Genomic DNA, 14,958 nt, shown 5'->3' with positions numbered 1-14,958 from the left:
GATCTGAGAAGCGCCCCCGTTAAGCTCCCGGCCCTTTCAAAAGTGACCCGCTGTAACAGCGAAACCGATACAAGCCATTACCCAAATACCGGATATATACCCAACTTGAAGAACACCCCAAGCCCGTTTGCTGCGGGACAGCGCTACACCAAACATGCAGTGGCGCCTCTCACAGACTGATCCAATGTGTCTCACCGCTGCACCGCTTTCGTGCCCGACCGGGCACACAGCACACCCATCACTGCGAATCTCCCCTGTTTGGCCATCCGTACGCTGCACATTGCGCCGTGCGACTGATGTGGCACGCGCGGTGCAACAGGCCTGCGTCAGTCATTCAGGGAGCAAGGCACATGACGCAGCAAGAACCGGGCAACGATTACCCCCTCAGCGAGGTGCCGATGCAGGCGCGCAAGGGCCTGGCGTCCACCGCCATGGTGCTGTTGGGGTTTACGTTTTTCACCGCGACCATGTTTGCCGGCGGCAAGCTGGGGGTGGCCTTCAGTTTCACCGAGATGCTGGGCGTCGTGGCCTTGGGTAACCTGTTGCTGGGCCTGTACGCCGCAGGCTTGGGTTACATCGCCTTCAAAAGCGGCTTGAACTCGGTGTTGATGGGGCGTTTCTGCTTCGGCGAAGTCGGCAGCAAACTCAGCGACCTGATCCTCGGTGTCACCCAAATCGGCTGGTACGCCTGGGGCACCGCCACCGCCGCCGTGGTGCTGGGCAAGTATTTCGAGTTGAGCCAAAGCAGCGTGCTCGGCTTGATGGTGCTGTTCGGCATGGTGTTCTGCGCCACGGCCTATGTCGGCTATCGCGGGCTCGAAATACTCTCTTATATAGCGGTGCCGGCGATGGGTATTCTGCTGTTTCTGTCGATGTGGGTCGCCACGGTAAAAGTCGGCGGTCTGGATGGCCTGCTGGCCGTGGTCCCTACCGGCGAGTTGGACTTATCCACCGCTATCACCCTGGTATTCGGCACCTTTGTCAGCGGCGCGACCCAGGCCACCAACTGGACGCGGTTTTCGCGCTCGGCCAGGGTCGCAGTCCTCGCCAGCTTGATCGGTTTTTTTATCGGCAACGGTTTGATGGTACTGATCGGCGCCTATGGCGCCATCGTCTATCAACAGCCGGATGTGGTTGAGGTGTTGCTGCTGCAAGGCTTCGCCATGGCGGCGATGGCCATGCTGCTGCTGAATATCTGGAGCACTCAGGACAACACCATCTACAACTTCGCCGTCGCGGGTTGCAACTTGCTGCGCACCCGGCGCCGCAAAACCGTAACCCTGGCTGGTGCGCTCATCGGCACGGGGTTGGCGCTGCTCGGCATGTACGACATGCTTGTGCCTTACCTGATTCTGCTGGGCACGGTGATCCCGCCGATTGGCGGGGTCATCATGGCGGACTTCTTCTACCGCTATCGCGGCCAATACCCGCTCCTTGCCGATACACGCCTGCCTGCCTTCAATTGGCCCGGGCTGAGTGCCTATGCGGTGGGTACGGTGTTGGCATTCCACTCGCCGTGGGTGGCGCCCCTGGTGGGGATTGTTGCCGCAGCGCTGAGCTACATCGTGCTGACCTCGGTATTGCGCGTGCGCTCACCGCTGGCTGACGCCTCGGCGTGAAGGGTATTGGGCGACGAACCAGGCGAGTTCAAGCCATCGCGCGAACCCGATGCAGAATCTGAAAGGCCGGCATTCACCAGAATGCTAACCTTGTGGCCGCCGCCCAGAGCCTGGCCCTGCACCGCAACAGACCTGATCATCTGGCGACTGACTGCCTGATTGTTTTTAGCCAAGAGGAACTTGCCCATGCATATCATCAACGCCCGCCTGCGCAACCGTGAAGGCCTGCATGATTTGCACCTGGAACACGGCCGGATAGCCAGCATTACGCCACACACGGCCGCGCGCACGTTGACGCCAGACGACCTGGACGCCGCCGGCAACCTGGTGATACCGCCCTTCGTCGAGCCGCATATTCACCTCGACGCCACGCTGACCGCCGGCGAACCGCGCTGGAACATGAGCGGCACGCTGTTCGAAGGCATCGAGTGCTGGGGCGAGCGCAAAGCCACCATCACCCAGCAAGACACCAAAACGCGCGCCAAAAAAACCATCCAGGCCTTGGCCGCGCATGGCATCCAGCATGTGCGCACCCACGTCGACGTCACCGACCCCGACCTGACGGCATTAAAAGCCATGCTCGAAGTGCGTGAGGAAAGTACGCACCTGATCGATCTGCAAATCGTTGCGTTCCCGCAAGAGGGCATCGAGTCCTACCGCAATGGCCGTGAATTGATGGAAGAAGCCATTCGCCTGGGCGCCGACGTGGTCGGCGGTATCCCGCACTTTGAATACACGCGCGACCAAGGCGTGAGCTCGGTGAAGTTCCTTATGGACCTGGCAGAGCGCACCGGATGCCTGGTGGACGTGCACTGCGACGAAACCGATGACCCGCACTCGCGCTTTCTCGAAGTGCTCGCCGAAGAAGCGCGCAGCCGCGACATGGGCGCACGCGTTACCGCCAGCCACACCACGGCCATGGGCTCTTACGACAATGCTTACTGCGCCAAACTGTTTCGACTGCTGGGGCACTCGGGCATCAGCTTTGTCTCCTGCCCCACCGAAAGCATCCACTTGCAAGGCCGCTTCGACAACTTCCCGAAACGCCGAGGTGTGACCCGCGTCAACGAACTGCTCGAAGCCGGCATGAACGTGTGCTTCGGCCAGGACTCGATCGTTGACCCGTGGTACCCGTTGGGCAACGGTAACATCCTGCGGGTGCTGGAAGCCGGTTTGCACATCTGCCATATGCTCGGCTACCGCAACCTGCAAAACGCCCTGGACCTGGTCACCGACAACAGCGCCAAGGCCATGGCGCTGGGTGACCGTTACGGCCTGGAGCCCGGTCGCCCCGCCAACCTGTTGATCCTGTCGGCAAACAGCGACTATGAAGTGATCCGCAGCCAGGGCTCGGCGCTGTACTCGATCCGCCATGGCGAGGTGCTGATGAAGCGGCAACCGGCGCAGGTGGAGTTTGTGTAGGCCGTTGGGTTAAACCAGCGAATCGCCGTCCAGCGGTTGCACGCGCATAAAAATAAAGCGTGTGACCTGCGCTGGGGGCCATCAACCGTGGGCAACCCCACTCGCTCGGCACGGCCTGATATGCAAGGATGTCGCCCCGGACATCGTTCTTCGAACGCAAAACCAAGGATTTTTCATGACTGCCATCCCCACTCCAGCGCCCGTGGTTCCCGGGCGGCTGGAACAAATGTCGACGCGTATCGCGTTTTTTATCGCAGGCTTCGGCATCGCCGCCTGGGCGCCGCTGGTGCCTTACGCCAAAGCGCGTGCGCAACTCAATGAGGGCACGCTGGGCCTGTTGCTGCTGTGTCTGGGCGTAGGTTCGATCATTGCGATGCCGGTGGCGGGCGCACTGGCATCCCGCTACGGCTGCCGTCGTGTATTGACGGCCGGCACGGTCATGATTTGCCTGGCGCTGCCGATGCTCGCCACGGTCAGTTCGATTCCGTTGCTGATCGCCGGCCTGTTTCTGTTTGGCGCGGGCTTGGGCACCGTGGATTCAACCGTCAACCTGCAAGCGGTGATTGTGGAGCGCGCCAGTGGCAAAACCATGATGTCGGGCTTCCATGGTTTATTCAGCCTGGGCGGTATTGTCGGCGCGGCCGGGGTTGCCGGGTTGCTGGGGCTGGGCCTGTCGCCGTTGCAGGCGACGCTGGTAGTCATCGTGATCATGGTGGTGGCGCTGCTCAAAGCCGGCCCTCACCTGCTGCCCTACGGCAGTGAAAGCTCAGGGCCCGCGTTTGCCGTACCGCACGGTGTGGTGCTGTTTATCGGCTGCCTGTGTTTCATTGTATTTTTGGCTGAAGGTGCCGTGCTGGACTGGAGCGCGGTGTTCCTCAGCGCCGAGCGCGGCCTGGACGAGGCTTACGCCGGCCTTGGCTACGCCGCGTTTGCCTTGACCATGACCGCCGGGCGCCTGACCGGTGACACGATTGTCCGCCGCCTTGGCGCCACCCGCGTGATCGTGATCGGCGGCACGCTGGCCACCGCCGGCATGTTGCTCGCAACGCTGGTGCCAGCCTGGGAAACTGCGCTGCTGGGCTACGCCTTGGTGGGCGCGGGTTGCTCAAATATCGTGCCGGTGCTGTACAGCGCCGTCGGCAAGCAAACGGTCATGCCGGAACATATTGCGGTGCCGGCCATCACCACGTTGGGTTATGCCGGTATTCTCGCCGGCCCTGCGGTCATCGGCTTCATCGCGCATGGCAGCAGTTTGAGCATCGCCTTTGTGCTGGTCGCGATCATGTTGGCCGGTGTGGCCATCAGCGGCAAAATTCTCAAGGTGTAGCACCACTGCCGTACAAGGCCGGGACGTTACCTGGCCTTGTGCACCGCGTGCTGCTCCAGCCAGCGCGCCAGGCTCCGGTTGCACAGCCACCCGCCGTGCTTGGGGCGACCAAATAAACGCAGGGTGTTGGCACGCTCCAGGGAGCGCAATAAGCCCGGGCGCTCGATGATGTTTCTTGCGGTGTAAACGCAGTGTTCGCTGTACTTCTTCCTGGGCAACCCAGTGGTGGGCTCCAGCACTGGCCCCCCTGAAGAGTCAATGTCATCGGGGTCATTCATCACGGCTTTGAGCAGTGCGATGTCGACGTATTCAAGCGCTTCAAAAAAAACTGTGCGGTCCTTGGGTTTATCCCTCAATTGTTTGAAATAGCCTTGCAGTGCCTGCACCACCTCGGCGTTGCCCTGACCATGAAAAGGATCCTGGCTGAAGGCTGCGGGGGAGCTGTTGCCCCGCAAAGCCAAGGCCGCAGTGTTCAGGCTGTCGCGGGTAATATAGCCCTCGGCGTCGATGATCGCATCGTTCAGCAACGGGCGACTGAGAATTTCCCTGACCACCAAAATCATACGATCGCGCACATTATTCCCCCCGCAGCGCCTGCGCTGCGATTTGCCGCAAAGACGATTGCGTCACGCGGCCCTCCTTGAAAAACGCGTGTAGCTCGCCAAAGTGTTTCTCCAGCTCGCTCGCCAATTGGCTATCGGTAGAGTTCGGTCCTGGCGGGGTTGTGTTCACGCGAGCAACCGGCGCGTTCTGTAAGGTCTGGTAGCGCAGCGACGACAAAGTTGCGCGCATTGCAGCGGGTGGGCGCGGCGGCATTTCCCGCGGGGCATATTGCTCGACGCAGGGCGGCTGAAAAACGGGCGGCGCTGAGGCACGGCGAATCTCTGGCGCGCTTATGATCATTGGCTGCCCACGCGGTATTGCACCCTCAATTTTCATGCGTCATCTCCCACTTTTTCAGATCTGCGTTTGCCTGAAAGCCACCGAGGCACCCCAAATCGTCGGTCGATTCCAGAGCGGCAAGCCACCGATGTGTGGTTAGCGGGACGCAATAGTTCCGGGTAACCGCTGAAGACCAATGACAGCATGTAAAAAAACCGAGGCGCAGCTTAGAAACAGCCTTTAGCCACGACGCAAGGCGGTCAAGCCACTCATCAGCGCTGCCCACACGCCATTGGCGTGACGCAACGACGTTGTGTCGGCGTTGCCGGCAGGCCTTTGGGCAAGCATGCCGCGGGCAAAATCATCGGCGACCGGTGCCTGGAATCTGCGCTGGCCGGCAAATGCTTTCATTCGGCGGGCTTCAGCCGCATGCGCGTCCGACGCAGCCAGGGAATCGTGCAAGGCTGCGTCGGCTTCATGAGCAATGTTGAAACGTTCGGGACCGCCGGGGTTGGATTGAAACGAGGTTGAATTCATTTATTAGCCTCACTCGGAGTCTGAAAGCGACCGGCCTCAGCCAACCGTCGCGTATGACGTAGTGGTTCAATCGGCTTAAACAGTTCCTGACACAAAACAATCAGGTGCCGCGAACCGGCCGCAGCACCTGAGCATCATTCAGCGAGAAAGCCTGTAAAGCGCTTCCAGGCTGATGCGACCGTCATCTTTGCGACTCGCGAGATCGTCCATCTGGTCAAGCAGGTCGCTGCGAGTGAGGACCTCGCGGGACAGATGAGTCAGATGATCCTTGTCGGCGTCACCCGTCAGCGGTTGGGCTGCGAGCCTTTGCAGGCTTTTGAATCTAAGTTCGCGCCCAAACTGCCCTTTTAATGCGTCGAAATGCTCAAGCATTTCGTCGGCCAGTTGCTTGTCACTGGTGTATTTGAAGGCGTTATCGCCCTCAAGAATAATGCTCAGTTTTTGCTTGTCGATCAGGCCATCCAGCGCACCTGTCGTGGGGTCCCGGTCGATGGCATCAACCAGGTCAGGGCGCCGCAACAGCTCTTTCGCCAGGCGAATGTTCTGATTCATCACGGCATCACCGGACGGCCTTTTACTGGCCATCGCGTGAATACTGTCAACGCTGACATAGCGCGGGTTCTTGGGGTCTCTGAAGGCGTTGAAGTTCTGGAGCAACTGCTTCGCCAACTCTTCATTATTCTTCGTCGCGTACTCCAGGTCAGGCCGGCCAGGCAACGCCGAGCCTGGTTTACTGGGGTTGGGCCTTGCCGGCGGGCCACTCGAACCTGGGTGATGCGGTGGCGGGTGCCCGCCGAACCATTGCCCCAACAAGTCCTTGAGTTGCTGTAAAAACCCTTGATGCAACGCCAGGTTCGGCAATGCAGACGGGGGTTTATGCGCGCCATGGTGATGCGCCTGATGCTGGTGGTCGCCGAACACGGGCCTGGAATGAGTATGTGCCGAGTGGAAATTAACGTTCACGGTACTCTGGCTGGTGTAGGACGGCGCGGCATGCGCCGTATGACTGGCCTTGGCGTTGGCTTTGGTGTTTATTGGCGTAGCATCAGGGGTGGGTGGGGCGGATACAGGTGTATCGAGAGCCGATACCGACATAGGTGTCTCCAGTGCAAGGGTACTTGATGGTCAACCTGTCGCTCCAGCATAAAGTCGAAGTCAATCAGGTTTCCCCTTGTGTGGCACAGCCGTCGGAATAGGTTCCTGATCAGGCATCAAACAGGCATGAACGTATGTAGGAAGCCCACAAAAAACCCCGAACCTTGCGCTGCGATTTTTCTTATAAAAGGCCGGTCAGCCCAACATTTTCAGGCATGGTGCCCGCAGCAATCGCTTGGATCCTGGCGTTATCCGGCGGTTTAAGGGTGAACTTGTGCCCTGCCCCACCAGTCAGCTAACTGAACTTGCAGATAAAAGGTGGGCAGGCAATGCATCTTTCGCTGGAGCAACAAGTAGCCATCGTCACTGGCGCCAGTTCGGGCATCGGCGCAGGTGCCGCCAAGGCACTGGCCGAAGCCGGTGCGGCAGTGGTGCTTAATTACAACTCGCAGGCGGCGCCGGCCGAAGCCCTCGCCGCGCAGATCAATGCCAACGGCGGCCGGGCGATTGCCATCGGTGGCGATGTGTCGAAAGAAGCTGACGTTGAGCGCCTGTTTGCGCAAACCCTCGACGCCTTCGGCCACCTGGACATTCTGGTGGCCAATTCCGGCATGCAGAAAGACGCCAACCTGGTCGACATGAGCCTCGACGACTGGAACACCGTGATCGGCGTCAACCTCACCGGCCAGTTCCTGTGTGCTCGCGCCGCCGTGCGTATTTTCAACCGCCAGGGCGTGCGCGATGGCGTGTCACGCGCCGCCGGCAAAATCATCCACATGAGTTCGGTGCATCAACTGATTCCTTGGGCCGGGCATGCGAATTACGCGGCCTCCAAGGGCGGCGTCGAGATGCTGATGCGCACCCTCGCGCAAGAAGTCAGCGAACAGCGCATCCGCATCAACGGGATTGCGCCGGGGGCCATTCGTACGGCGATCAACCGTGCGGCCACCGAAGGCGCGGCCGAACAAGAGCTGCTCAAGTTGATCCCTTACGGCCGCGTCGGCGACGTTGAAGACGTGGCCAACGCGGTGGTCTGGCTGGCCAGCGACGCGTCTGATTACGTGGTGGGCAGCACCCTGTTTATTGATGGCGGCATGAGCCTTTATCCGGAGTTTCGTGGCAATGGTTGATTTCAACAACGAACCGCAAAGCGCCATCGATGCCCACGGCATTATTGGCGATATGCGCAGCGCGGCACTGATCAACGACAAAGGCAGCATCGACTTTTTCTGCTGGCCGGAATTCGACAGCCCGTCGATCTTTTGCTCGCTGCTCGACACACCCGAAGCTGGCGTGTTCCAACTCACGCCCGACCTGCCCAACGCCCGTCGCGAGCAAATTTACCTGCCCGACACCAATGTGCTGCAGACCCGTTGGCTGAGCGATGAAGCCGTGGTCGAAATCACCGACCTGCTGGTGATCAGCGAAGAGGTCGACGACTTGCCCCTGCTGATCCGCCGGGTCCGCGTGGTCAGCGGCAAGGCGACCATTCACCTGCGCTGCGCGGTACGCCACGACTATGCGCGCGCGCCAACCCGCGCCGCCGCCGACAAAGCCGATGTGTGTTTTACCGCAGACGGGCAACCCGGCATTCGTTTGGCTGGCAGCCACCCGCTGCAAATCGAAGACAATGCCGCCGTAACCCACTTCACCCTGAACCAGGAAGAAGGCGCCGAATTTGTCCTCGGCGGTCAGGACGACCCGCGTGTCGACGGCGGCTGCACCGATCTGGCGCTGGCGCACACGTTGAAGTTCTGGCGTGGCTGGATCGCCCAATCAAATTACCGCGGGCGCTGGCGCGAAATGGTCAACCGCTCGGCCCTGGCGCTGAAGCTTTTGACCTCGCGCAAACACGGCGCGATCATCGCCGCCGCCACCTTCGGCCTGCCGGAAACACCGGGCGGCGAGCGCAACTGGGACTACCGCTACACGTGGATCCGCGATGCGTCCTTCACCGTCTACGCCTTTATGCGACTGGGCTTCACCGAAGAGGCCAATGCTTACATGCGCTGGCTCAAGGGCCGTGTGAGCGACTGCTGCGGCCAACCGACCAAAATCAACATTCTGTATGGCGTCGACGCCGCCAGGAACTGCCGGAAACCGAGCTGGATCACTTCAGCGGCCATGGTGGTGCAAAGCCGGTACGCATCGGCAATGAAGCGTTCGACCAGATCCAGTTGGACATCTACGGCGAACTGATGGATGCGGTTTACCTGGTCAATAAATACGGTGAAGCGATCTCCCACGAGGGCTGGCAACACACGGTGGAAGTCACCGACCAAGTGTGCGAGATCTGGAATCAAAAAGATGTCGGCATTTGGGAAATGCGCGGTGAACAACACCACTTTCTGCATTCTCGGCTGATGTGCTGGGTAGCGCTGGACCGTGCGATCCGTCTGGCTTACAAGCGCTCGCTGCCGGCGCCGTTTGCGCGCTGGGACCAGACGCGGCAGGCGATTTACGCCGACATCTGGAGCAACTTCTGGAACGAAGAACGCGGGCATTTTGTGCAGTATATCGGCAGCACTGCATTGGATGGTTCGATGCTGCTGATGCCACTCGTGCGCTTCGTCGCGGCCACCGATCCGCGCTGGCTGTCGACACTCGAAGCGATCCAGAAAAGCCTGGTGCGCGATGGCATGGTCTATCGCTACCGCAACGACGACAGCCAGATCGACGGCCTGCAAGGCACCGAAGGCGCATTTGCGGCGTGCTCGTTCTGGTACGTCGAATGCCTCGCGCGGGCGGGCCAAGTCGAAAAAGCCCACCTGGAGTTCGAACAACTGCTGCGCTACGCCAACCCGCTGGGGCTGTACGCCGAGGAGTTCGACAGCCAGGCCCGGCATTTGGGCAACACGCCACAGGCGTTGAGCCATTTGGCGCTGATCAGCGCGGCGACCTTTCTGGATCGCAAACTCAGTGGGGAGAAGACCACCTGGCAACCTTGAGGTGGTGCGTGCGCACAGCCCAGGACCATAGCCCAGGCGCATAGCTGCCTACACACACTTCCAAGGCAAACAAAAAACCGGTGGCGAGCGGGCTTGCTCGCCACACAAGCCCGCTGATGCTGATGCCACAGGAATCCATCATGACCACCGCTGCCGCCCTGCTTCACGTGCGCACCTCCATGCTCGACATTGCCTGTGAAGCCCATGGCCCTGTCGACGCAGAGCCGGTGATCTTGCTGCATGGGTTCCCCTACGACCCACGCGGCTACGATGAAATTGCGCCGGTGCTGGCTGAACGTGGCTACCGGGTATTGGTGCCGTACCTGCGCGGTTACGGCCCGACGCGGTTTATTGATGGGCAGGTGATGCGCTCCGGTCAACAGGCGGCGTTGGCCAAGGATTTACTCGAACTCATGGACGCGCTGGGCATCGCGCAAGCCACCCTCGCGGGTTATGACTGGGGTGGCCGCGCCGCGTGCATTGTCGCGGCGCTATGGCCGCAGCGGGTGCGCGGGTTGGTGACCGCTGATGGCTACAATATCCAGGACATCGCCACATCGCACGAGCCTTTGGCGCCGGAGCAGGAGCATCGGTTGTGGTACCAGTTCTATTTTCACACGCAGCGCGGCGTGGACGGTTTGACCGCCAATCGTCGTGAACTGTGTGAATTGTTGTGGCGGCTGTGGTCGCCGAGCTGGGCCGAGGGACCGGGCCTCTATGGCCAGACCGCGCCGTCATTTGATAACCCGGACTTTGTGGAGGTGGTGATTCACTCGTATCGCCATCGCTTCATGTACGCGCCTGGCGACCCGCAACTGGAAACCATCGAGCAGGCGCTGGCGCTGCAACCGCCGATTTCAGTGCCGACGATTTCGCTGTGCGGCGCCGATGATGGCGTCGGCCCGGCGCCGGTGGAGGACGATGACATCGAGCACTTCAGCGGTTTTTATCGGCGCGAAGTGTTGCCCGGCGTGGGCCACAATATTCCACAGGAAGCGCCGCAGGCGACGCTTGCGGCGCTGTGCGAATTACTCGATAGAAGGTGAGCGTTACCGAGCCGCCGCAACCCGGAAACTGAAGACGCTGCCCTGCCCTTCCACGCTTTCGGCCCAAAGCGTGCCGCCGTGGGCCTCGATTATGCCGTGGGAAATATACAAGCCGAGGCCGCTGCCGGTCGGGTTGCCTTCACGCGATGTCCAGTAACGCTCGAAGATATACGGCAATTGCGCCGCGCCGATGCCGGAGCCGTTGTCACACACACGAAACAGCACTTCGTCGCCCGCCGCCAGGGCCATCACCTCGATTGCCCCGCCCAAGTGCGTGAATTTCAGCGCATTGCCGAGCAAGTTGGAAAACACCTGGAACAGCCGCTCCGGGTCGGCCTGGATGCTCAGCCCAGGTTGGCTGCTCCACGTCAGGTTGACGCCCTTGGCCGACGCCAGCGGGTGCCACATCAAGCCGAGCTGTTCCAGGGTCGACGTCACGTCCAGTGTTTGCAGGGCAACGCGATAACGCCCAGCCTCGATGCGCGAAATGTCGATCAAGTCTTCGAGCAAGGTGTTCATGCGCGACGTGGCGGTTTGCATGGTTTCAATCGCGTTGTTCAAACGCAAGGTGGCTTTGGTGTCGTCGCGGGCACCATCTTGCGCATCATGCCGCACTGCATCAACAAGATAGTCAGCGGGCTGCGCAGGTCGTGCGAGACCACCGCCACCATCTCATCGCGCGCGCGCACGGCGGCATGTTCGCGCTGTACCTGACGGGCCAGGTCATGTTCAAGCGCGTTTCGGCGCAAACTGGCCACCGCCTGCAACTCCGAGGCAGACCATTGCAGCGCCTTGCCGTCGACCTGCTGTTTCCATAGTTCAAATGACAGGCGCGGGGTCAAGGCGGTTGCTCCCACCTCACGCTGTTTGACCGGTTCGCCGCTCCATTGCACGGTGGTTTTGACCTCGGGGCGAAACCACATCACTGCATTATTGACCGGTTTGGGCAACCGAAAGGCCAACAGGCCGCTGGCGACGGTTTGATAAGCCTCGGCCGGCGAGAAGTCCGCGGACAATTGGTGGCTGTGCACCACGCCTTTGCCCTGTTGCTGAACCCACGAGTACAGGGCGTGAATGTGCTCGTCGCTCGGGCAAACGCCGAAGGTGTGCAGACGCTCCTCCACCAGAATCGCCAACCCATCGGCGCCAGTCAGGCTCAACAAGGTGTGCGCGTAAGGCAGCAGGCTCTCCATCACATCCAGCGTATCCGCCGCCATGGCGCTGACCAATGCGTCGATCATGGCGGTTTTTTCCTGCTCGTGGCGGCGCGCCTCCTTTTCCTGGAGCAGCGTGATCTGCATCGACAATAACTGACCGACACTGATGCACGCCGTGCGTAACTCATGTGGCACGCGCAGGGGCTCGCGGTGGCCGCAGGTGATCAGGCCCCAAAGTTGGTCGTCCTTGAGCAGGGAAATGCTCATCGACGAGCGTATGCCCATGTTTTTCAGGTAAACGCAGTGCACCGGCGAGACGCTGCGCAGCACGGCAAAACTGAGGTCCAGGGGCGCGCCGGTGTCTGGGCGCATGGCCGGCAGGATAGGCACCGGCACATAGGTCGCGTCGGGGATCACCCGAACCCAATTCAAGCGGTAGAGCTCACGCGCCTGCGGCGGAATATCCGAGGCCGGGAAACACAGGCCCAAGTACGGCTGCATACCCTCGCTCAGCGCTTCGCCGATAACTTTGCCGTGGCCTTCCTGCTCGAACCGGTACAGGGTGACCCGGTCGTAGCCGGTCAATGCACGTATTTCGCTCACGCAGGTCTGGTACAGCGCATCGAGGGTCTTGGCTGCCTGCAGGCGGCGCAGGGTTCGGGCGACGTGCAGCGCAGCGGTATGGCGCGGTATGACCGAGCGTTCCAGCTCCAGGAATAACAGGCCCTGATGGCGGTGCAGCACGGCATCGTAAAGGTTGCCGTTGAGCGTCACCTGATGCAGCTCGTCTTCATCGGCGTCCAGGTCTGCCAGCGCCAGGCGTATTTGGGCCAACGCATCCGCGCCGATCAGGCTGCCCAACGCCTGCCCGGACAACGCCAAAGGCCCCAGCTCAAGCTCGGCATTCAGGTTGGTGCTGGCTTGCAGCACCACCAGCGTCGGTTCGCTCAAGGTCAGCAGCAATCCGTGCGGCTGGATCGTGCCGGGGATGTGAATAGGTTCGCTCGCGCAATCGTCTCGCAGAGGATCGGCGCTGATCGCAGGCAATGGCTTCATGAGAGACGTCACGCCGGGGGCGGAGGGAATAGCGGCGCAGACGGGGGAGATCACTGCGGAAGCCGCCAACATAACACCTTGATCCGAATGTGTACGTTTTCGTTTAACGTGTAAGGCTGAAGCGCTCGCGGTAGGCCTGGGGCGTAACCGCCAGCGCCCGCAGGAAACTGCGTCGCAGGGTTTCTTCACAGCCAAAACCGCATTGCACGGCGATGCGTTTGATCGACGCCGTGCTGTCGGCCAGTTGCCGGCGCGCGGTTTCCACGCGTATCAACTCGACCGCGCGCGCGGGCGTCTGGCCGGTCTCGGCGCGGTAGTGGCGCACGAAGCTGCGCTCGCTCATGCCGGCCTGCGCGGCCAATGTGGCGATGTTCAAATCAAGGGTAAGGTTTTCGGCCATCCAGGCGTGCAGGTCGGCGAAGCGGCTGTCGCCCTTTTGCAGTGACAACGCCACGCTGAATTGTGACTGGCCGCCGGGGCGTTTAAGGAACACTACCAAGTGCCGTGCAACCTCCAGCGCCACCGCGCGGCCGAGGTCTTCTTCCACCAGGGCCAGGCACAAATCGATGCCGGCCGTTACGCCCGCAGAAGTCCATACCGCGCCTTGCTGGATGAAAATCGGGTTGGGCTCCACGGTCAACGAAGGAAACTTGCGCGCCAGTTCTTCGCAGCGAGTCCAGTGGGTGGCGACGCGGCAGCCGTCGAGTAAACCACTGGCCGCCAGCAGGAAAGCGCCGGTGCACACCGAGGTCATGCGCCGCGTGTGCCGGGCTTTTTCTTTCACCCACGCCACCAACGCAGGGTCTTCGGCGGCGCCGTAAACGCCCCAGCCGCCGGCGATAACCAAGGTGTCACAGGGTTTATCCGCTGCCGGCAGCGGCTCGGCGACCAGCGCCAAACCGGCAGAGGTCATCACCGGCGCTGCCTGCGCAGCGATCACCGAGACCGCGTAAGGCGGCGGCAAGCCGCGCTGGCGCGCCAGGTCATTGGTCGAGGCGAACACTTGCAGAGGCCCGGTCACGTCGAGCACCTGGACGTTATCGAACGCGAGTACGTGGATTATTCGGGTCATGATTGGCGTGATAGGTGGGTCCAATGGCGTATTCGCCAAAGCCTAGGCCTCTAGAGTAACGCCGTCCACCCCTTTATCGGAGCATGATTGATGACCTTGCAGATCGGCTTTTTGTTGTTCCCCGGCATCCAGCAACTGGACCTTACCGGCCCCTATGACGTACTGGGCTCGCTGCCGGACGTAAAGCTGCACCTGGTGTGGAAAGACCTCGCGCCGGTCACGTCGAGCACCGGCTTGGTCTTCACCCCGACCATGACCTATGACGACTGCCGCAACTGGATGTGCTGTGCGTACCGGGCGGTTCCGGCGTGGGTGCATTGATCGAAGACGCGCACACGCTGGATTTTCTCAAGGCCCAGGCACAGAACGCGCGCTACGTGACGTCGGTGTGCACCGGTTCGCTGGTGCTCGGCGCAGCGGGTTTGCTGCGCGGCCGCAAAGCCACCACGCACTGGGCGTACCACCACCTGCTCGCCCCGCTGGGTGCAATCGCGGTGCAGGCGCGCGTGGTGCGTGACGGCAATTTATTGACCGGGGGTGGCATCACCGCTGGCATCGACTTTGCCCTGACCCTGGCGGCTGAGTTATACGGCGAGGCGACCGCGCAGTTGGTGCAATTGCAGATCGAATACGCGCCCGCGCCGCCGTTTGATTCGGGCAGCCCGGACACGGCGCCCACGTCGGTGCTGGAGGAAGCCAATAGGCTTACGGAGCAATCGCGCAAGGCGCGCGGCGAAATCGTCGCACGCGCGGCCGCCCGGTTGGGGTGATGTAGCGTCTGCGGTCTTGGTTGTCTG

Annotated in this window: 10 protein-coding genes and 3 pseudogenes; 7 read left to right on the top strand and 6 right to left on the bottom strand. The window is 61.3% G+C overall.

What is annotated here, in order from left to right:
• The first annotated feature begins 350 nt into the window (after window positions 1-350).
• From codB to F0169_RS23405, 3 genes are all read left to right on the top strand, one after another.
• Window positions 351-1,619 carry a cytosine permease gene (codB, locus tag F0169_RS23415; protein WP_152747745.1) on the top strand — a complete coding sequence of 423 codons (1,269 nt, stop codon included), beginning with the start codon at window positions 351-353 and terminating at the stop codon, window positions 1,617-1,619.
• 186 nt (window positions 1,620-1,805) lie between these two features.
• A complete protein-coding gene (codA, locus tag F0169_RS23410; protein ID WP_152747744.1) occupies window positions 1,806-3,041 on the top strand; it encodes a cytosine deaminase in 1,236 nt (411 codons plus the stop codon).
• Window positions 3,042-3,216: 175 nt separating this feature from the next.
• Complete coding sequence (locus tag F0169_RS23405) at window positions 3,217-4,368, top strand: MFS transporter (protein WP_152747743.1); 1,152 nt, start codon at window positions 3,217-3,219, stop codon at window positions 4,366-4,368.
• A gap of 26 nt (window positions 4,369-4,394) precedes the next feature.
• Here the strand turns inward: F0169_RS23405 and F0169_RS23400 are convergent, their stop codons facing one another.
• From F0169_RS23400 to F0169_RS27475, 4 genes are all read right to left on the bottom strand, one after another.
• Window positions 4,395-4,943: a type III secretion effector protein gene (locus F0169_RS23400; RefSeq protein ID WP_172979532.1), complete on the bottom strand. Its 549-nt coding sequence runs from the start codon at window positions 4,941-4,943 to the stop codon at window positions 4,395-4,397.
• Window position 4,944: 1 nt separating this feature from the next.
• Window positions 4,945-5,307 (bottom strand): hypothetical protein, encoded by a 363-nt coding sequence (locus F0169_RS23395; RefSeq protein WP_152747742.1) that lies wholly within the window; start codon window positions 5,305-5,307, stop codon window positions 4,945-4,947.
• Between the two features lie 183 nt (window positions 5,308-5,490).
• Window positions 5,491-5,787 carry a type III secretion protein gene (locus F0169_RS27960; protein ID WP_241679164.1) on the bottom strand — a complete coding sequence of 99 codons (297 nt, stop codon included), beginning with the start codon at window positions 5,785-5,787 and terminating at the stop codon, window positions 5,491-5,493.
• Between the two features lie 138 nt (window positions 5,788-5,925).
• Entirely contained in the window at window positions 5,926-6,882 is a 957-nt protein-coding gene (locus F0169_RS27475) for a type III secretion effector protein (protein WP_172979531.1), read from the bottom strand.
• A gap of 329 nt (window positions 6,883-7,211) precedes the next feature.
• Here F0169_RS27475 and F0169_RS23380 point away from each other — a divergent pair, with 329 nt between their 5' ends.
• The 3 genes and pseudogenes from F0169_RS23380 (at window position 7,212) to F0169_RS23370 (ending at window position 10,876) form a co-directional block, all read left to right on the top strand.
• Window positions 7,212-8,012 carry a glucose 1-dehydrogenase gene (locus tag F0169_RS23380; RefSeq protein WP_058414145.1) on the top strand — a complete coding sequence of 267 codons (801 nt, stop codon included), beginning with the start codon at window positions 7,212-7,214 and terminating at the stop codon, window positions 8,010-8,012.
• A pseudogene (locus F0169_RS23375) lies at window positions 8,005-9,830 on the top strand (glycoside hydrolase family 15 protein). Before F0169_RS23380 ends, F0169_RS23375 begins: the two are co-directional and overlap by 8 nt.
• Window positions 9,831-9,970: 140 nt before the next feature.
• The gene (locus F0169_RS23370) at window positions 9,971-10,876 is read left to right on the top strand and encodes an alpha/beta fold hydrolase (RefSeq protein WP_152747741.1); all 906 of its coding nucleotides are present in this window, start codon (window positions 9,971-9,973) and stop codon (window positions 10,874-10,876) included.
• Window positions 10,877-10,879: 3 nt separating this feature from the next.
• Here the strand turns inward: F0169_RS23370 and F0169_RS23365 are convergent.
• Both F0169_RS23365 and F0169_RS23360 read right to left on the bottom strand, forming a co-directional pair.
• Window positions 10,880-13,089, bottom strand: a pseudogene (locus F0169_RS23365) (ATP-binding protein).
• A gap of 103 nt (window positions 13,090-13,192) precedes the next feature.
• Window positions 13,193-14,161, bottom strand: coding sequence for a GlxA family transcriptional regulator (locus tag F0169_RS23360; RefSeq protein ID WP_058414141.1), 969 nt, complete (start codon window positions 14,159-14,161; stop codon window positions 13,193-13,195).
• A gap of 90 nt (window positions 14,162-14,251) precedes the next feature.
• Between F0169_RS23360 and F0169_RS23355 the strand changes: the two are divergent.
• Window positions 14,252-14,931, top strand: a pseudogene (locus tag F0169_RS23355) (DJ-1/PfpI family protein).
• Window positions 14,932-14,958: the final 27 nt, after the last annotated feature.

The organism is Pseudomonas kitaguniensis (genome assembly GCF_009296165.1).
Classification (GTDB): domain Bacteria; phylum Pseudomonadota; class Gammaproteobacteria; order Pseudomonadales; family Pseudomonadaceae; genus Aquipseudomonas; species Aquipseudomonas kitaguniensis.
Note: the sequence above shows the minus strand (reverse complement) of the source record. Positions and strands in the feature narration are given on the sequence as shown.